Below are 18,209 nucleotides of genomic sequence, written 5' to 3'. Positions count from 1 at the left end.
GACAGAAGTTTGATCTAGACATCAGTCATTCACAAGCTTTGACTCTGAACGTTCACGCCACCTGTGGAAGGGCTCCGAGCACCCTCGGCGCCCACGACCGGTCAGGCGGCGCCACTTGGACGGCAGCGGACGAACGTGCCCTGCCCGACAGCAGAGCCGGGAGAGACCTTGTGAAAGCACACCGCCGCAGACGCTGGAGTGTGCCGGTTGCCGCCGGCGCTCTGGTACTCGCGCTGGCCGGCCCCTACGAGGCGACGGCCCTCGCGTCCTCGGCAGCCCGTCCCGACGCCGTCGGCTCCCCGTCCACCGCAGCCACGTCCGACCGGGTCCCCGCCGGCGACCACTCCGTCACACTGATCACCGGTGACGTGGTCACCACCCGCGCGAGCTCCGGCACCGGCGGCATCGTCAGTGTCCGCGGTGCCGACGGGCGTCCGGTGCAGACCCACATCCTCACGTCGGACGACGACCTGTACGTGTTCCCCGAGTCCGTGCTGCCCTACGTGGCCGAGGGCATCCTGGACCGGCAGTTGTTCGACATCACGGCCATGATCGCCGACGGGTACGACGACGCGCACCGTGACCGGCTGCCGCTCATCGTCTCCTACACGCGGTCCGCCGACGCCCGCGCCAAGGCCGCCGCCCTGCCCGACGGGACCACCCGGGTCCGTACCCTCGACGGCATCAACGGCGCCGCCCTCACCGCGGACCGCTCGCACGCCGCGGACTTCTGGAAGTCCGTGGCCGGGACTGCGGCGACAGCGGGAGCCCGCAAGCGGTCCGCCGCACCCGCCTTCGCCGACGGGATCGCGCACATCTGGCTGGACGGCCTCGTCCACGCCGACCTCGCCGACAGCACGGCGCAGATCGGTGCCCCCCAGGTCTGGGCGGACGGCGACACCGGACAGGGCGTGGACGTGGCCGTCCTGGACACCGGCGTCGACGCGGGACACCCCGATCTCGCGGACCGGGTCGCGAGCCGGCAGAGCTTCGTACCGGACGAGAACACGGACGACCACTTCGGCCACGGCACGCATGTCGCGTCCATCATCGCCGGCAGCGGCGCGGCCTCCGACGGCAAGGAGAAGGGCGTCGCCCCCGGTGCCCGCCTCGACATCGGCAAGGTGCTGGACGACACCGGGTCCGGTCAGACATCATGGGTCCTGGCCGGTATGGAATGGGCCGCGGTCGACCAGCACGCCAAGGTCGTCAACATGAGCCTCGGCGACGGTCAGCCCTCCGACGGGACCGACCCCCTCAGCCAGGCCGTCGACACGCTCAGCGCCGAGACCGGCGCGCTGTTCGTCGTCGCCGCCGGCAACGCGGGCGCACCCGACACCGTCAGCGCGCCGGGCGCGGCGAGCGACGCGCTGACCGTGGGAGCCGTCGGGTCCGACGACACCCTGGCCGGGTTCTCCAGCCAGGGTCCCCGCGTGGACGGCGCACTGAAGCCGGAGATCACGGCCCCCGGCGTCGACATCCTCGCGGCCAACTCCCAGTTCGACGGCAACGGCGAGGGTGCCTACCAGACCATGAGCGGCACCTCCATGGCCACGCCCCACGTGGCGGGCGCCGCCGCGCTGATGGCCGCCGCTCATCCGGACCTCACCGGGAGCCAGCTGAAGGATCTGCTGACCAGCAGCTCGCAGCAGACCCCGCAGTACGACGCCTTCCAGGCGGGCAGCGGCCGCCTCGACGTCGCCGCGGCCTCGCACGCCGGAGTCTTCGCCACGGCGACCGCGTACGCCGCGCAGGTTCAGCAGGGCCCCGCCGACGGCGTGCGGCGCCCGGTGACGTACACCAACACCACCGGCACGCCCGTCACGCTCGCGCTGAGCGTCGAGGCGGCACACGCCCCCGCCGGGGTGTTCCGGCTCTCCGCCTCCCAGGTGACCGTGCCGGCCCACGGTACCGCCGGTGTCACCGTGACCATCGACGGTTCGGGCGTCACCACCGGCGGCCGGTACACCGGCCAGGTGGTCGCGAAGAGCGCGGACGGGAAGACCGCGGCGCACACCGCCGTCTCCCTCGGCGATGTCCAGCACAAGCTGACCATGGTGTTCAAGGACGCCCAGGGGCAGCCCATGTCCGGCGTGGTCGAACTGCTCAGGTCAGGTGACGACGTCCCGCAGTTCGTGGTGATCGACGGCTCCGGCACGGCGCAGATGTACCTGCCGAACGACGTCTACTCGGTGCTGTCCTTCAAGACGGTGCAGGGCGTTCACGGACCCCACTCCTGGGGCATGGCGCTGCTCGGCGACCCCGACGTCCGCGTGGACCGCGACACGACCGTCACGCTCGACGCGTCCAGGATCGACCGAGTCGACATGACGACCCCTCAGCGGACCGAGACGACCTACCAGCGACTGGACTACACCCGCCTGATGGGCGGCCAGAACTGGCGGGACTACATGGAGACCCAGACCAACTACGACAGCCTCTGGGCCCAGCCGACCACCCACAAGGTCACCCACGGCGACTTCTACCTGGCGGCCCGCTGGCGCAAGGAGCAGCCCGCCCTGGCCGTCTCCACCAGGACGACCGACTTCACCGACGTGCTGCGCCAGGACGGGGTCACCCCCCTGCCCAAGGGCACCGCCAAGCTCCCGCTGGTCTTCGCCGGTCAGGGCGCGACCACCGACTACGCCCACCTGGACGTGCGCGGCAAGGCCGTGGTGGTACGCCGTAACGACGACGTGTCCGACATGGACCAGGCATCCGCCGCGGTGGCCGCGGGCGCGAAGCTCATGCTGGTCGTGAACAACGTGGACGGCCGCGGCTTCCGCTCCTACAACGCGCCGTTCAGCTCGACGCCCGTCCGGCTCGACGTGGGCCTGCTCAGCACCGACGAGGGCGAGAAGCTCGTCCGGCAGGCCCAGGCCCGAGGCGCCTCGGTCACGGTCGGCTCCACGCCCGTGAGCCCGTACGTCTACGACCTCGACCAGACCTGGCACAACGAGATCCCCGGCCACATGGTGGTGCAGGGCGGTTCCAAGAACCTCGCCCGGGTCGACGAGACCTTCGACAGCCCGGCCCCCGGGAGCACCGGCGGCGAGTTCCGGTTCGACTGGCCCACCTACAACAACTGGGCCATCGGGTCGATGATGCCGGAGCCGGTGCGCGGCGAGCGCACCGACTGGGTCTCCACCGGAGCCTTCAACACCTGGAGCCAGAGCGCGTACGCGGACGGCCTGGTCTTCGAGGCCGGTGCCAAGACCTCCTACCGGGCGGGCAGTACGCAGTCCGAGGAGTGGTTCAAGCCGATCGAACGGCCCTACCTGAACGACGACTACAGCCTGCCCACGCGCAGGGGTGACCACCTGTACATCGACACCCCGGGCTGGGGCAGCCGCAACCACGTCGGCATGAACCAGATCGACGGCGGAGCGGAGCAGCGGCAGACCCTCTACCAGGGCACCACGGAACTGGGCACGGGAACCTTCACGAACGTCTCGGGCGACGCACCCGGCGCCGGCAGGCTGCCGTACCGGCTGGTCGTCACCGGCAAGCGCGACGTGCCGTTCACCCCGTACTCCACCAGCACCCGTACCGAGTGGGACTTCACCTCGAAGGCGACGGCTGACGGCTCCGAGGCGGTGCTTCCGCTGCTGCAGATCGACTACGAGGTCGGCACAGACTCGGCCGGGCGGGCCGGACGGCACGACACCCTGTCCGCCACCGCCGCGCACCTGCCGGGTGCCGCCGGCACCGGCCGGGTCGGCGCGGTCGCCCTGGAGATGTCCTACGACGACGGCACGACGTGGCACAGGGTCACCCGTGATCACGACGGGCTCTACCACCTCGATGCCCCGAAGAGGGCGTCCTACGTGTCGCTCAGGGCGAGCGCCGAGGACTCGGCGGCCAACGCGGTCCACCAGAGGGTGATCCGGGCCTTCGGTCTGCGCTGACACGCAGTCGAAGACCAGGCGCGGACGACGAACGGTCCGTCCGGGGTCGCACGACCCCGGACGGACCGTTCGCCACGCCGCGCGGCTCGCCGGCCAAGTGCCCTGTTGATCATGGCGAGTGTGCCCCGCAGGTCATCGAAGCGGAGGGACGCGATGGCCGGCAGGGCAGGCGCGCGCGCCGATCGTGCACATGTGTGATGCATATGTCGCGAGCAGATGTACGTGGTGGAGACACTGTGTTCGCCATCATGATCACGCGGGGTGCCTGTGCGGGGGGCATGAACGTCGCGTGTTCCCGGACCGGCACCGCAACGGCAGAGATTCGTCGGCACAGGTCCGCACCACCCGGTAACAAGAGAGGCCGCCCCGTGAATCGACCGCCGTTCCTGCCCGCCGTCGCCCTGTCGGCCAGGCAGAGTCTGGGCATGTCACCTCAGCAGGTGACGGAGCAGATGAACGCGTGCGGGGTCCCCGTCGACATCTCACAGGTCCACGGATGGGAGGTCGGGGAGTACCGACCCACGGAACGCGAGCTGTTCGCCCTCGCGGACGTGCTGTGGTGCCGCACCGCGGATCTGATGGGGGTCGAGGATCCGCGCACGCTGATGGAACTCCGCCTGATACGTCAGTTCACCACGGCCAAGCTGGCTGAGCTGATCGGAATGGAGCCGGCTCGGTACGAGCGGGCCGAGGAACGCAACGCATGGACCGGCGACGCAGAGCAGACGGCCGCCCTGCTGCGGGTGCTGAACCTCACCCCGCTCCAGCTCAGGGCCGCCGCGCAGCCCGGTACACCGCGGCTGCCGGAGAGGGCCCCGAGCCGCACGCGGTCACGGTGAGTCCTGCCGGCTACTCGGGGCGGCGGCGGGCGAGCAGCGTCGAGTCCTCGACGTCGACGTCCACGCCGTCCCGGACGAGCGTCCGGGGCCGCTGCTGCGCCGCGAGCACCTCGAACCCGTCGGGCAGCCCCGGCAGCAGCTCCTCCGCCAGGAACATGGCCCGCAGGTGCATCTGGGTGAGCTGGGTGAAGTGCGCGGTGGGGGAGTGCCCGACCACCAGGAGACGCCCGCCGGGAGCGACGGCCTGGGCGAGCTGCCGCACCACGTCCACCATCGCGCCGTTCGCCGGGTGCAGGTAGTGCGTCGTCACCAGGTCGTACGTCCGTCCGCCCGCCGCGAAGTTCCGCGCGTCGGTACGCCACCAGTCGGTCCGCTCGGCCACGCCGGCCTCCTCGGCGTGCCGGGCGGCCCGCGCGAGACCCTCGGCCGAGAAGTCCGCGCCGGTGACCGTCCAGCCCTGGCGTGCCAGCCAGATCACGTCACCCCCCTCACCGCAGCCGACGTCGAGCGCGCGCCCGGCGTGCAGCCCCTCGGCCACGGCGACGAGCTGCGGGTTGGGTGTTCCCCGCCAGACGGACTCCTTCCCGGCGTACCGCGCGTCCCAGCCCGCCGGTTCGAACATCGCGGCCTGCCCGTCGGCCGGTGAGGTCTTCTCTGTGCCCATGAGGCGTCGTCCTTCCACGGTGCGGAGCGGGGGCGCCGGTGTGCCCGGCGTCCCCCGCCGCACCCGCCGCCGGTCCCGGTACGGGACCCCACCCGGCGGTCGATGCCGACCCGGGCGCCCAGACCGGAAATCCTGCCCGGCAACGTCGGGCGCGGCCACAAACGTTGCCGGGTCGGCAAAAGCGCTGGTCCCACCGTGCGGAGGTCGCCGAAACGGTCATGCGTGGGCTCGGATGCGGGGGACCCTCCCATCGAGTCCGGCCGTCGGTCAGGTCACGCCGCGGGAGCCGTGACCGCCCAGTCGCCGGCGGGCAGGGTCTCGGTGCCGTCGGACTGCACGGCCGTCACCCAGTAGTAGCTGGTCGTGCCACGACGGGCGCCCGTGTCGACGTACTCGAACGTCCCGGCGGACGCCTCGTCGATCTTCTCGTAGGCGGAGGTGGCCGCGTTCCACCGGTAGACGCGGAAGCCCCGTGCGGACGCGGAGGCGCCTTCTCCGCCCGCACCGGGTCCGGACCACGTCAGACGGTTTCCTACGGAGCCCTCCGCCGCGGACACCTCCAGGTGCAGAGGCGAGCCCTCGGGCGTCGCGACGCTCGGCGTCATGTCGAGCTCCGTCGCGGTCACGATCTGGGCCTCGCCGGTCCACTGGAAGTGGGAGTTCCCGGCATCGTCGACGGCGTCGACGACGAAGCAGCTCTCCTCGCCGTCGGGGAGGGTGGTGTACGCGTACGAGGTGGTGTCGGCCGGCAGGTAGTAGCCCGGGGAGAGGGAGCACACCTTCTCGTCGTCGTCTCCCCAGAGTTCGCCGCGGCGGACCACGTAACGCGCCAGGTCCGGGGTGGGGTTGGCGTCCCAGTTCACCGCGAAGCCGTATTCGGTCGGGACGACGGTGACCCCGGTGACGGCGGAGGGCGGGGTGAGGTCCCTGCGGGTGCCGCCGACGGGGACGGAACGCGCCGACTCGTTGCCCGCCGCGTCGAGGGCGGTCACGCGGTAGGAGTAGTCCACGTCCTCGGCGGCCGAGGTGTCCACGTACGACACCTGGCCGGTACCGCCGAGGAGGGCGTACGTCCCCTGGGCGCCGGTCGCCCGGTAGACCCGGTACGAGGACGCTCCCTCGACCGCGCTCCACCCGATCCGCAGACCGTCGGCCTCGGGGGCCGAGGCCGGTGCGGTGGGGACGGCGGGTGCGGTGCGGTCGGCGCTCACCACGGCCTGGTCGGCGGAGCCCGCGGAGACGTTGCCGGCCCTGTCGTAGGCGCGGACCTCGTAGTAGTACGTGTCGCCGCTGGCCGGAGGGGTGTCGGTGTACGAGGTGGAGGTGGTGGTGGCCAGGGGAGTGCTGCCGAAGGCCGCGCCCTTCAGGCGGCGGTAGACGCGGTACCCGGCGAGGTCCATCTCGCTGTTCTTCGTCCAGGTGAGCTTCGCCTTGCCCGCGGTCCTGTCGTACGAACCCGAGGCGCCCGCCGGTGCGAGCGGCCTGACCTTGTCGGCGGTCGTCGAGGTGTCGGGCGCGTAGCCGAACGTGACGTTCGCCGAGCCCGTCCAGTTGGCGTAGTCCACGCGCAGGGTGTGCCGGCCCGCCGGGATCGTGACGTTGACGGTCTTCTTGACCGTCGTCGAGCCGTTCTTCCACAGGTCGACCTTGCGGGAGGTGTCGACGTAGACGCGGATGCCGTCCTGGACGGCGAGCGAGAGGGTGAAGGGGCCACCGGAGCCGAAGTCGCGGGTGACACTCCAGCGGACCGCGAAGTCGTTCGTCGGCAGGCCGGAGGCGGGCGCCTTGGCGCCCCACTTCTCGTCGATGGCGCTGTCGCAGTCGGTCCGCTTCGCAGCGCCCGAGAAGGTGGTGTTCGCGAAGAACTGCCGTTTGTACACCGGTGAGGTGCAGGCCGCCACGGCGGACGCGGGGACGGCGGCGACGGTGAGCAGCCCGCCGGCGGTGGCGAGCACGACGGCGGTTGCGGACGCCGTGAACGTGCATCGTCGAGTTGAGTTCATTCGGCCCTCTGGTCCTGATCGGGACGGGCGTTCCGGCCCGTGATGATCACGACTCGCAAGGTGGGGGGTTGGTTGTACGAATCTTTACTCCCACCAGGACTCCGCTTGGCGGAAGTGTCCGCCAGAAGCGTCTCCGCGCCGCTGCCGGGGCACGAGGCGCGCGTCCTGCCCGCCGGCGTCGGGGGCCGCGTCGGAGCCGGGCCGGTGCACCCGCCCCGAGGCGCCCGCGATCCGTGGGGGGATGATCGTATGACTGAACCCCGACCGGGGTAGGACGGACACCGAGCGCCTTCCCGCAGCGGAAGACGCCTACCCGCACCCCGGCCGGCGACGCCGGCAAGACAGAAGGACGAGGCAGTATGGCCAGCGGCACCGTGAAGTGGTTCAACGCCGAAAAGGGCTTCGGTTTCATCGCCCAGGACGGCGGCGGACCGGACGTCTTCGCCCACTACTCCAACATCTCCGGCAACGGGTACCGCGAGTTGGTCGAGGGCGAACCCGTCACGTTCGACGTCACCCAGGGCCAGAAGGGCCCCCAGGCGGAGAACATCGTCCGCGGCTGACGCCCGCCCCCGTCTCCGGGGTCCCGTGCGCCGTCGGCCCGGGACACCGGTGCGGGGGTGCTTCGAACCGTTCTCACCGGTCCCGGAGAGAATCCGGGCATGGTGATGGCACGGCACTGGTACTCCTCCTCGCCCGTCGTGGACGGGCATCCGCTCCTGCGGGAGCCGGGCTTCTGGCCGGCGCACCTGGCGGACTTGTCCCGGGGCGCGGCCCCCGAGGACTTCGGCTCCGACGCGGGGGACGCCGGCGCCATGCTGGAGCGGCTCCACGATCCTTCGGCGTGGCCGGTGTTCACGGTGCCTCTGGTCGGCGGCTTCGCGATCGTGCTGCACTACAACAGCGGTGAGGAATGCACGACCACCGACTACTTCCTGACGCATCCCGACTGGAGCCGGGATCTCGTCCTGGCCAGCGACGACCAGGAGCGTATCGGTCCCGGACTGTGCTGGCCCGAACTCGCCGCGCTGCTGAACGCACCGCCAGGCGCCACGGGTGTCACCGACCCCGACGCCCGGCTTCTCCTCCTTCTGCCGGTTCTCGGGGACGCCGCGGTTCCGGAGGAGGCCGTGACGGCCGTGGGCCGGGCGCTCGTCGCCCACGGGGCTCCCGAGGGGAGCCGGGCGTTGGCGGGACGTCTGCTCCAAGGGCACCCCATGTGGGGCGCGGAGGCCTGGTCGTTCGACGAGGACGAACGAAGCTGGATCTGCGAAGGCGAGCGCAGCCCCCGCAGGACTCCCCTGGGTGACCATCTGCCCGCCCGGCAGCGGACGGCCCTCGAGGCGTGTCTCGAGCCCGGCTGACCGTCTCGGGCCGCGCTCGCCCTGATCCCGGGACCCGCTCAGGGCACGTGCGGTCCGGAGACGTAGCGGCCGTTGCGGTCGTACGGCCAGGCGTTGGCGACGCATCCGTGCAGCCCCTTGATCTGCTGCATCATGACCGGTGCGAGTTGTCCGGGACCCCCGCAGGTCATGTGGGTGAGGCCCAGGGCGTGACCCATCTCGTGGTTGATGATCAGTGCACGGTACTCGTGGATGGGGCCGTCGAACGTGGGCGAGCCCCTGACCCAGCGCTTGAGGTTCACCACCACACCGCCGGGGATCTCGCAGTTGTACTCGCCGTGGGTGCTCTGGTGGATCCCCGCCCAGCACAGGGCGTCGGCCGTCCCCGGTGTCGCGATCTTTATCATCAGGTCGTACGGCTCACCCGTCCCCACCAGCCGGAACGAGTTGTTGCCGCTGTGGGTCCAGCCCCGGGGGGCGGCGAGTATGCCGGCGATCTCCTCGGCAGCCTGTCCCGGTGAGACGTCGAGTCCGCTCTCGACCTGCACCGCGTAGCGGATCAGATGCGCGCCACGGCCGACCTTCGCGCCACCGGCACGCGCGGTGACGAAGGCGCCGCTGCCCGTCGGAGGGACGTCGATCTCGGTAGGAGTCGGGGGAGGCGTGGGGGAGGGCGTGGGAGTGTGCCTGGGCGAGGGGGTGACGTGCTTCGCGATGCGCGCGGGCGCCGAACCGCTCGGCGCTCCGCTTTGCCCGCCGTTCACGAAGAACGCCGCGGAGCCGAACAGGCCGGCGGCCGCCAGCGCCAAGATCAGGGAACGCCGGCCGAGGCGGCGTGGACCGCTCCGGCGGCGTGACGACTGGTGACGCCCACGACGCCGGCTCCCCTTGGGAGGACGGTTGCGGTGGGAGGCGGCGCCATCGGTGGGCGGTGCGGATTCCCGCTCTCGTGCCGAATACATGGCAGCTCAAACTGGTCATTCCAGATGATCGCCATAGGTTCGGATGATCACGAAGGGATAACGGTCGATTCTGTTTATGACCGTTCTGCCACAAGCCCGCAGGGGGCCCCTTTTCCGGAGCGGCCGTCGAAAACGATCCGCCTACACTGTCGAGGTGTCGCGAGTCCTTATTGTCGAAGACGACCCGGATGTCCGTAACGCCGTCACCTTGGCGCTTCGGCATCAGGGTCACGACGTCATGGCCGCCGGGACGGGCGAAGAGGGTCTGGAACAGCTCCATCCCTTCCGCCCGGACGTCGTGGTGCTGGACCTCATGCTGCCCGGCATGTCCGGCCTCGACGTCTGCCGCCGGATCAGGGGCCGCGACCAGGTGCCGATCATCATGGTGACGGCCAAGGGCGACGACATCGACGTGGTCGTGGGGCTGGAGGCCGGTGCCGACGACTACGTCGTCAAGCCCGTACGGGCCCGGGTGCTCGACGCGCGCATACGGGCCGTACTGCGCAGACAGGGCCAGCCGCTCGCCGACGGTGTCCGTCCCAGGGCGGAGTCGCACGGCACGCTGGTCATCGACCGGGCCGGACTCGTGGTGACGAACCACGGCTCACCCGTCGCGCTCGCCCCCTCGGAGCTTCGGCTGCTGCTGACCCTGTCGGCCTCGCCCGGCCGGACCTTCAGTCGCCAGCACCTGCTGGAAGCGGTCTGGGAGCACAGCTACCACGGCGACATACGACTCGTGGACGCCTGTGTGAAGCGGCTCCGCAACAAGCTGGGTGAGCTGAGCGGAGATCCCCAGTACATACAGACCGTACGCGGCTTCGGCTACCGGTTCGTCTCCCCGTGAACGGCGAGAGGGGCGCACAGGCGCGAAGGACCGAAGTCGCGGGCCCGGCCGTGGGTGAGCACGATTCCGCGCCGGCCGAACGGGGCACGAGGCCCGTGCGGCTCTTCCGGGCGCTCCTGGCCCGCATCCCGCTTCCGCTGCGCGGACTGCGCGCCCGCCTGGTGGCCGCCTTCGTCCTGGTGGCCGTCGTCAGCGCCCTGAGCACCGGGGCCCTGGCCTTCCGCGAGGCGCGCACGGGCGTGCTCCAGCAGAGCCAGGACTCGGTGATCAAGCAGTTCCGCAAGAGCGTCGAGAGCGCGGCTCCGAACATCTCCGCCACACCTGACCAGAGTGAACTCCAGGCGGCGGTGAACCGCGTGCTCTACGACAACCCGTCGCAGGGCTGGCGGGTGATGGCCACCTACGGCAGCCTCCGCACCTGGGCGCCGAGCGCCGAATTCCAGGAGCTGAGCCCGGACCTGCGCCGGACCGTGGCCACCACCAGCGCCACCGTCTTCCAGCGGGTCAACGTCGACGGCCGTCCCTGGCTCGTCGTCGGCACGCCGATCACCTACGACAGCGCCAAAGGCAAGTCCCGGCTCTCGGGAACGGCGATGTACCTGGTGGTGTCGCAGGACGCCGAGGAGGGCTACGTCCAGGCGATGGTCAGCGGCATCGAGCGTGCCACCGTCGTCGCGCTGGCCCTCGCCGTCGTCCTGGCGCTGCTGGCCGCCGGCGGTGTGCTCCGTCCCGTGCGGGCGCTGGGCCGGGCGACGCGCCGGATGGCCGAGGGGCATCTCGACGTCCGCCTGGCCGTCAACGGTTCCGACGAACTGGCGGAGCTCTCGCAGTCCTTCAACGACACGGCGGCCGCGCTGGAGCGTTCGGTCGCCGAACTGCGCCGCATGGAAGCCCGGGCGCGCCGCTTCGCCGCGGACGTCTCCCACGAACTGCGGACGCCGCTCACCGCGATGGCGGCGCTCACCGACGTGCTGGACGAGAACGCGCTGCGGCACGACCGGGAGACCGGTGACGCCCTGCGGCTCATCAGCGAGGGGACCACACGACTGAGCGCACTGGTGGAGGACCTGATGGAGATCTCACGCTTCGACGCGGGTGTGATCAGGCTCAACCTGGACGAGGTCGACCTGGCGGAGTCCGTACGGCGCACCCTCGCCGCCCGCGGCTGGCAGGACCAGGTGGAGACCCACCTGCCCGCACCCGGTGCCGTCCGGACACGGGTGGACCCGCGCCGCCTCGATGTCGTCATGGCCAATCTGGTCGGCAACGCGTTGCGGCACGGGGCGCCACCGGTGCGGCTGACCATGAGGGTGCGCGAGGAAGGGGCGGACGTGGCGTGGGCCGTCATCGAGGTGACCGACAGCGGACCCGGGATCGCCGAGGGGGCGATGCCGCACATCTTCGAGCGCTTCTACAAGGCCGGGGCCTCGCGGGCCAGGAGTGAGAGCAGCGGGCTCGGCCTGGCCATCACGGCGGAGAACGTGCACCTGCACGGCGGACGGATCAGCGCGTCGAACCTCCCCGGGGGCGGGGCGGCGTTCACGGTCGAACTCCCCCTGCGCCGCGAGTCCCCGGCCCCCGACCACAACGCGTTCGCGGGTGCCCGGTGAGGCGCTCGCGCGTGACGGCGCTGCTGACCGGGCTCGTGGCCGGGCTGACGCTGGCGGGGTGCGGGGTCCCCCCGTCCGGCGTCATCCAGGCAGGCCCGGCGGCGAGCGGCATCTTCCCGCCCGGCGGCGCGGAGCCCACGACGGCCACCGTCATCCCCCTCTATTTCGTCCACGACGGTGCGCTGAAGCCCTATCCGCGCAAGACCGTGACCCCCACGGATGTCCAGTCCGTCCTGGACATGCTGTTCGCCGGGCCCATCGGGCAGGAGTCCTCGTCGGCCACCACCAACCTGCCCCGCCTGGCCGGCGCGCCGGAGGTGACGATCGACGGCAGCAGAGTCCTGACCGTTCGACTGCCCGAAGAGGCAGGCCACCTGGGCAAGCTGGCCCTGATGCAGTTGACATGCACCCTGGCCGCGGTCGCCGGCCCGCTGGTCGCGAAGCCCGTGGGCAGCCCGAGCGGGGGCGCCTCCGCGGCTGTCCCTTCCGACAACGGCCAGGATTCCCTGGCCCGCACGAAAGTCAGGGTGAGCGGGAGCGGATGGACGACAAACCTGTCCGGAAGCTCGTGCCCCCACCTGCTCCCGTCGTAGCGGCAGCAGCGACCGTTCTCCTCCCGGACCTCGTGCGGGGGTCCTGGCGGTCGGGTGCGACGCGCTGTCAGCGCACCGATGACCCGCCGCTACGCCCGCACCCCTCTGCGGACCCCTTGTCCGGGCCGGTGTCGGCGGTCGCGGTCAGCTGGACGCCGAGGAGACGCCCGGCCGGATTCACCGTCACCGCGAGTGAGGTCACGGCCCGCATGCGGTCGTCGCGGTAGGGGTACGACACGGTCCACGTCCCGCCCGCGCCGTCGTCGGTCCGGTCCACCGAGGGCTGCTTCGTGTCGGCGGTGGGGTAGTGCGCGGCCACGTACTCGCCCGCGGCCAGCTCGGCGGTGGCCGTGTCGCGGACGTGCCCGGGAGAGCCCGGGATGGGTATTCCGCTCGCTGCGGCGTCGGACCCGAGCCTGGTCATCACGTCGATGCGGAACCGGTCCGGGGCGGGCCAGTTCATGACGGCGACCGCACTGGGTTCCAGCTCCGCCCACACCTCTTCGTTCAGGCCGTCGATCCCGCACGGTGTGTCGTCCATGACGCGGCCGATCCTCACGCCGTCGCCCAGTGCCTGGCGGATCGCCTGCCCCACCACCGCCCGCTGGCCCGCGGAGGCCTGTCTGCTCGGCTCGGCGTGGTCGACGACCCGTACGTCGACGACCGTGCTCAGCACGACGGCGACGGCGAGGAATCCCAGCCCGGTCGTGACCTGGAGCGTGCGGTGACGCCTGGGCCAGGGCGGCGGCGTCGAGCCGGCGAGACGGAGGGAGACCACCGCGGCGGCCGCGCCCACGACCGCGCCGGCCACGTTGGTGATGAGGTCGCCGGCGTCGCAGTAACGGCCGATCACGGGGACACAGGCCTGGACGGTCTCGATCCCGCAGGCCAGGAGGACCGACAGCAGCAACGGCGGGAGCGGACGCCGGGCCGCTCGGACGCCGAGGAAGCCGATGGGCACGAACAGGGCGACGTTCATCCACCCTTGGGTCGTCCCGAACGACTCCCACACGTCCTTGCTCACGGTGCAGCGCACATAGCCCGTCCCGACGGGTCTGAACCAGAGCGTCAGGAGCAGGGTTGCCGTCGTGGTGGCCGCCCATGCCGCGTAGGTCCAGGGCCGGTCGGACCGGCCACGCAGCGCGAACGCGACGCTCCCCAGTACCGCGGCGGAGACCAGGGCGACGAGGAGGAGGTAGAGAAGGTGGCCTCCGAAAACGAGAGCGAGCAAGGCCGTGCCTTTCGAAAGCGGGAGGGGATCGGTCGAGGGCGCGCGATCGGGCGCGTCGGAGATCACCCTGGCTCCCGCAGGTGATGGCTTCGGGCTCAGTTCACGACCAAGCTGTAACAGCGTCGGTGGTATCGAACCCGTCCGGGCGGCCGGTCCGGTGTGCGTTCTGGGCGGCGGAGAGCAGGGGCCGGCCGGCGGCGAGCACACCGTTGGTGGGGCACTCCTGGGGAGGGGGCCGCTGTCATCGCCGCGGCGGCCGAGGCAACCGGCGTCCGCGCGGTCGCCACGATCGGGGCACCGGTGGACCCCAGGCACGTCGAGAGACAGCACGACGCCGTCCTGGACCGTGTTCTGGGCCAAGGGACGCACGAGTGGTTCGTCGGCGGGAGAAGGCCGGTCCTCGAGCGTGCGTCCGTCGACAACGTCCGACACGCTCGTCTGCACGACCGGACAAGGGAGTTGCACCTGCCTCTCCTTGTCCTGCATTCACCGGCCGGCGCCACCGTCGACATCGTCAACGCAGGGGAGATCTTCCGCAGGGCACGGCATCCCAAGAGCTTCGTCGCACTCGACGTACCTCAGGGGGCAGCGGCCGCGCCGGGCGACACGGGTGGCTCCGACGCCGACGCAGGTGGCACCGCGGATCCTGTGGTTCCGTCAGCCTGCCGCTGACGGGCTCCACCGCACCGCGGCCCGGCACCTCACGGCCCCGTGCCACACCCTTCGGCTCACCGGCATGGGCGTTCCGCGGCGAGGCGGGTGGGTCCGCCGTGAACGCATGGGGCGGCGGCCGACAAGTACAGGGTGAGATGACGCTCGGCAGCCGGGGACGGAGATGCCGTGAAACCAGATGACGAGGAACACGGCGATCGTGCCGGTGACGCCCAGCTGTCCAGGGCCGCCGACGATCCCCGCCGCCTTCACGCCGCTTGTCGAGAACTACTCGGCCGCTCTGCACGGCTGTTTCGCGCGGCGCATGCCGGGCGCGGCGGACGATCTGCCCGCGGGTACGCGCTGCCCCGCACACCCGCCGACCGCTGCGACCGCAGCCGGGCGGCCGGAGGTTGTGCGGGGACGGGCGCACGGAGCAGCCCGGACGTCAGACGGTCGCGTCCGCCTTGCCGGGGTCGCTCGGGTGTGACTCCAGAGGGGTGACGACGGACGTCATCCAGGACCACAGCGGCAAGGTGCTCAGGATCTCGTCACGCAACTCGGCCTCGTCGTTGGCCCGCCACAGGGCGATGCTGCGCATCTCACCCACCGGACGCCAGATCCGGACCAGGTGGCCCGAGGCGATCAACTCGACGGCCCGGGCGGCCTCCGCGGCGCGACGGCGGTCGACTTCGGCCGCCTCGGTTCCCTCGGGAATGTTGGTGGTGACCTCGATCAGGAACTCTTTCACAAGCCAGCCTCTCTGTAGTGCTGCGACAAGACACCGCGGCCTAAGCCGTGGTGGGTGCGGTGCGGTAGAAATCCGCCGCGGTGAACGTGGCGGGCACGCCCAGCTCGGCGGCGACCGCTTGGACGGCCTTCTCGGCGGTGACGAGGTCCGCCTGCCCGTCGATGCCGAACGACGGCGCGATGAACCTCTCGTAATGCGCCCGGACTTCCTCTTGCGTGTGTCCGTTGAGGAAGGCCTGGAGATACCTGACCGTGGTGTCGGGTTCGTCCCGGATCACCCGTAGCGCGCGCCGGTGGGCCAGCACGACGGCCTGGACCGCGGGGTCCTCCGGATCGGTGTGGGTCGGGTCGACGGACACACCGACGGTGGGGATCTGGAAGAGGTCACCGGCGAAGGCCAGCACCTTCCAGACGTTCTCGGCCGCCACGGCTTCCGGCGCCAGGGCGTCACCCACCACCGCGGCGTCGATCGTGCCCTCGCGCAGCCGGCGCAGGTCCATGCCGTAGTCGCCGGGGGCACGGACGACGGTCTCGACATCGCGGTCCGGGTCCAGTCCGGCCTGGCGCAGCATGATGCGGGTGAAGCAGCCGGGCCCGGTGTGGGGCGGATGCACGGCCAGACGCTTCCCGGCCAGGTCGGCCAACGAGTCCAGGCCGGGACGGGCGAGGAACCAGAACTGGGGCCGCTGGGTGTTCACATTGAGCGCGACCCAGGGGATGCCGCCGACCAGCCGGGACAGCAGAGTCCGGCCCAGCCCGATGACGGCCCCGCGGCGCAGCCGTTCCGGGTCCCAGACCGAGCCGTCCCGCACGGCGACGTGGACACCGGCGTCGGCGTAGAAGTCCTGCTGGTCCGCGATGTAGGTGACCAGCTCTTCATGGGGTCCGCGCCCCACGTAGGCGAGATCGATCGTGTGCATGAGCGCCTTCCTCGGAGGTGGCTGTGTTCTGGACGCGGTCCGCCCGCCGGTCGCATCCGGGAGTGCCCGGCGGAGGTGGGTCCGGGACGGCGTGTCGCTACAGGGACGTCCTGTAGGGATCCGACCGAAATGCCGCTTCTGGTGTGGAATGCGTCACATGCCCGCTGTGCGGATGGGGGTGGACCCGGCGAGCCGGCCGCCGATCGTGCGGGGCGCCGGAAAGCCGGGAATTCCGGGGTGCCGAAGGATCTCCCGCACGGCATGGCGACGGCGGCAGAGCGGGGCCATTCCCGGGGGTGTGAGTGATCGGCAGCACTGTACACGCCGTCTCCGGCATGGCCGAACGTGCGAGCGAAGTTCCCGGCGGGCGGCGGATTCCTTGATCGACTTCCGTCGGCCGAGGTCTCTTCGCGGCCCCTCCGGGCCCGGTCGGGGTGCTTTGCCGCTCTCCCGTGATGTGCCATGAGTTCAACTCCAAGTTGCCGTCAGGTGAAGCGATTTGGCGATGTGTCACGTCTGCGCGCCGGCCCTGCGGTCCGGTCCTCGACGTGCCGGTGTCAGGTCCCCGGGGTGAGGACGCCTCCTCAGGAAGTCCCCAGGTGAGTCTTGACGCCGGTGAACACCCTACCTATGGTCGTTCCAAATGCTGGCGCGAGTTCGAGATAATGAACACGGGTGGTCAAAGATGACTCAGCAGGTGCGGGCTCTGGCAGGAACGCGGGTGATCGACGCCGCAACGATGGTTGCGGGCCCGCTGGGCGCGTCGATCCTGGCTGACTTCGGTGCCGACGTGGTCAAGGTGGAGCCCATCGCGGGGGACGAGTCCCGTACGTTCGGCCCCGGCCGGGACGGTATGAGCGGTGTCTACGCCGGGGTCAACCGGAACAAGCGGGCGATCGCACTTGATCTGCGCACGGAGGAGGGCCGGGAACTCTTCCACGAGCTGTGCGCCGGCGCCGACGTGCTGATCGAGAACATGCTGCCCGCGGTGCGTGCCAAGTTCGGCCTGACCGACGAGGAGCTCCGGGAGCGCCACCCCCACCTGATCTGCCTGAACGTGAGCGGCTACGGTGACAGCGGCCCGTCGGCCGGCCGGCCCGCGCTGGATCCCGTCGCCCAGGCACTCACCGGCATGATCCAGGGCACCGGGGACCCCGACGGCCGCGGCATCAAGGCCGGCCCGCCGGTCGCCGACAGCTCGGCCGGATACCTTGTCGCCATCGCGGCCCTGGTCTCACTCTTCGCCAGGCAGAAGACCGGAGCCGGCCAGAACGGCTCGGTGTCACTGGTGGCCTCGCTGTTCCACCTTCAGTCACCGTGGCTGGGCCAGTACATGCTGGCCGACTACGTGGCACCGCGCGTCGGCAACGCGAGCAACTTCTACGCGCCGTACAACGCGTACGCGACACGCGACGGCGGGGCCGTCCACATCGTCGCCTTCAACGACCGGCACTTCGAGCGGTTCGCGAAGGCGGCCGGCGCCGAGCACCTGCTCGACGACGAGCGGTTCACGAACGCGGCGAGCCGGCTGGCCCACCGCGAGGAACTCGACGTGGTGCTCGCTCCCTGGTTCGCCGAGCGCGACCGCGACGACATCGTCACCCTGCTCACCGACCAGAACATCATCTGCGCCCCGGTCCTCGCGTACGACGAGGCCGTCGAGCACCCCCAGATCCGCGCGCTCGAGATGGTCGTCGGCCTGGAGAGCGAGGCACTCGGCGAGGTCCGGGTACCGGGCCTGCCGATCAAGCTGTCGGACACTCCGGGCCGTGTGGAGCGTCCGCCGACCGCCCTGGGCGAGCACACCGCCGAGCTTCTCAAGGAGCTCGGACACAACGACCAAGACATCGCACGGCTGCTGGCCGCGCGCGTCGTCCGCTGAACACACAAC

Annotated in this window: 14 protein-coding genes; 8 read left to right on the top strand and 6 right to left on the bottom strand. The window is 71.0% G+C overall.

Annotated elements, in window-relative coordinates; all coding sequences use genetic code 11:
- Window positions 1-170: 170 nt before the first annotated feature.
- Both ACFXI4_RS13870 and ACFXI4_RS13865 read left to right on the top strand, forming a co-directional pair.
- Window positions 171-3,908, top strand: a complete 3,738-nt coding sequence (locus ACFXI4_RS13870) for a S8 family serine peptidase (RefSeq protein WP_384990185.1) — start codon at window positions 171-173, stop codon at window positions 3,906-3,908.
- 425 nt (window positions 3,909-4,333) lie between these two features.
- Complete coding sequence (locus tag ACFXI4_RS13865; protein WP_384990184.1) at window positions 4,334-4,747, top strand: XRE family transcriptional regulator; 414 nt, start codon at window positions 4,334-4,336, stop codon at window positions 4,745-4,747.
- A 10-nt stretch (window positions 4,748-4,757) separates the two neighbouring features.
- Here ACFXI4_RS13865 and ACFXI4_RS13860 read toward each other — a convergent pair whose 3' ends face one another.
- Both ACFXI4_RS13860 and ACFXI4_RS13855 read right to left on the bottom strand, forming a co-directional pair.
- A complete protein-coding gene (locus ACFXI4_RS13860) occupies window positions 4,758-5,411 on the bottom strand; it encodes a class I SAM-dependent methyltransferase (RefSeq protein ID WP_384990182.1) in 654 nt (217 codons plus the stop codon).
- Between the two features lie 272 nt (window positions 5,412-5,683).
- The gene (locus ACFXI4_RS13855; protein ID WP_384990181.1) at window positions 5,684-7,414 is read right to left on the bottom strand and encodes a PA14 domain-containing protein; all 1,731 of its coding nucleotides are present in this window, start codon (window positions 7,412-7,414) and stop codon (window positions 5,684-5,686) included.
- Window positions 7,415-7,773: 359 nt separating this feature from the next.
- Between ACFXI4_RS13855 and ACFXI4_RS13850 the strand changes: the two genes are divergently transcribed.
- Together ACFXI4_RS13850 and ACFXI4_RS13845 are read left to right on the top strand one after the other, a co-directional pair.
- A complete protein-coding gene (locus ACFXI4_RS13850) occupies window positions 7,774-7,977 on the top strand; it encodes a cold-shock protein (RefSeq protein ID WP_190192812.1) in 204 nt (67 codons plus the stop codon).
- Window positions 7,978-8,076: 99 nt separating this feature from the next.
- Entirely contained in the window at window positions 8,077-8,778 is a 702-nt protein-coding gene (locus tag ACFXI4_RS13845; protein ID WP_384990180.1) for a hypothetical protein, read from the top strand.
- A 38-nt stretch (window positions 8,779-8,816) separates the two neighbouring features.
- Here the strand turns inward: ACFXI4_RS13845 and ACFXI4_RS13840 are convergent, their stop codons facing one another.
- On the bottom strand, window positions 8,817-9,719 hold the full coding sequence (locus ACFXI4_RS13840; protein WP_384990179.1) for a DUF3152 domain-containing protein: 903 nt from the start codon (window positions 9,717-9,719) through the stop codon (window positions 8,817-8,819).
- Between the two features lie 154 nt (window positions 9,720-9,873).
- Between ACFXI4_RS13840 and ACFXI4_RS13835 the strand changes: the two genes are divergently transcribed.
- From ACFXI4_RS13835 to ACFXI4_RS13825, 3 genes are all read left to right on the top strand, one after another.
- Complete coding sequence (locus ACFXI4_RS13835) at window positions 9,874-10,563, top strand: response regulator transcription factor (RefSeq protein WP_362714599.1); 690 nt, start codon at window positions 9,874-9,876, stop codon at window positions 10,561-10,563.
- 116 nt (window positions 10,564-10,679) lie between these two features.
- Complete coding sequence (locus ACFXI4_RS13830) at window positions 10,680-12,173, top strand: sensor histidine kinase (RefSeq protein ID WP_384990328.1); 1,494 nt, start codon at window positions 10,680-10,682, stop codon at window positions 12,171-12,173.
- Between the two features lie 11 nt (window positions 12,174-12,184).
- Window positions 12,185-12,766: a hypothetical protein gene (locus tag ACFXI4_RS13825; RefSeq protein WP_384990177.1), complete on the top strand. Its 582-nt coding sequence runs from the start codon at window positions 12,185-12,187 to the stop codon at window positions 12,764-12,766.
- A gap of 67 nt (window positions 12,767-12,833) precedes the next feature.
- Here ACFXI4_RS13825 and ACFXI4_RS13820 read toward each other — a convergent pair whose 3' ends face one another.
- The 3 genes from ACFXI4_RS13820 to ACFXI4_RS13810 all read right to left on the bottom strand — a co-directional run bounded on the left by ACFXI4_RS13820 (window position 12,834) and on the right by ACFXI4_RS13810 (window position 16,318).
- On the bottom strand, window positions 12,834-13,997 hold the full coding sequence (locus ACFXI4_RS13820; protein WP_384990176.1) for a VanZ family protein: 1,164 nt from the start codon (window positions 13,995-13,997) through the stop codon (window positions 12,834-12,836).
- A 1,099-nt stretch (window positions 13,998-15,096) separates the two neighbouring features.
- Window positions 15,097-15,399, bottom strand: coding sequence for a muconolactone Delta-isomerase family protein (locus ACFXI4_RS13815; RefSeq protein WP_362714587.1), 303 nt, complete (start codon window positions 15,397-15,399; stop codon window positions 15,097-15,099).
- Between the two features lie 40 nt (window positions 15,400-15,439).
- The gene (locus ACFXI4_RS13810; protein WP_384990174.1) at window positions 15,440-16,318 is read right to left on the bottom strand and encodes an ABC transporter substrate-binding protein; all 879 of its coding nucleotides are present in this window, start codon (window positions 16,316-16,318) and stop codon (window positions 15,440-15,442) included.
- 643 nt (window positions 16,319-16,961) lie between these two features.
- Between ACFXI4_RS13810 and ACFXI4_RS13805 the strand changes: the two genes are divergently transcribed.
- A complete protein-coding gene (locus tag ACFXI4_RS13805; protein ID WP_384990172.1) occupies window positions 16,962-18,200 on the top strand; it encodes a CaiB/BaiF CoA transferase family protein in 1,239 nt (412 codons plus the stop codon).
- The last annotated feature ends 9 nt before the right edge of the window (window positions 18,201-18,209 follow it).

Source organism: Streptomyces sp. NPDC059224 (genome assembly GCF_042754285.1).
GTDB lineage: Bacteria > Actinomycetota > Actinomycetes > Streptomycetales > Streptomycetaceae > Streptomyces.
This window is presented reverse-complemented; position numbering and strand designations above follow the sequence as displayed.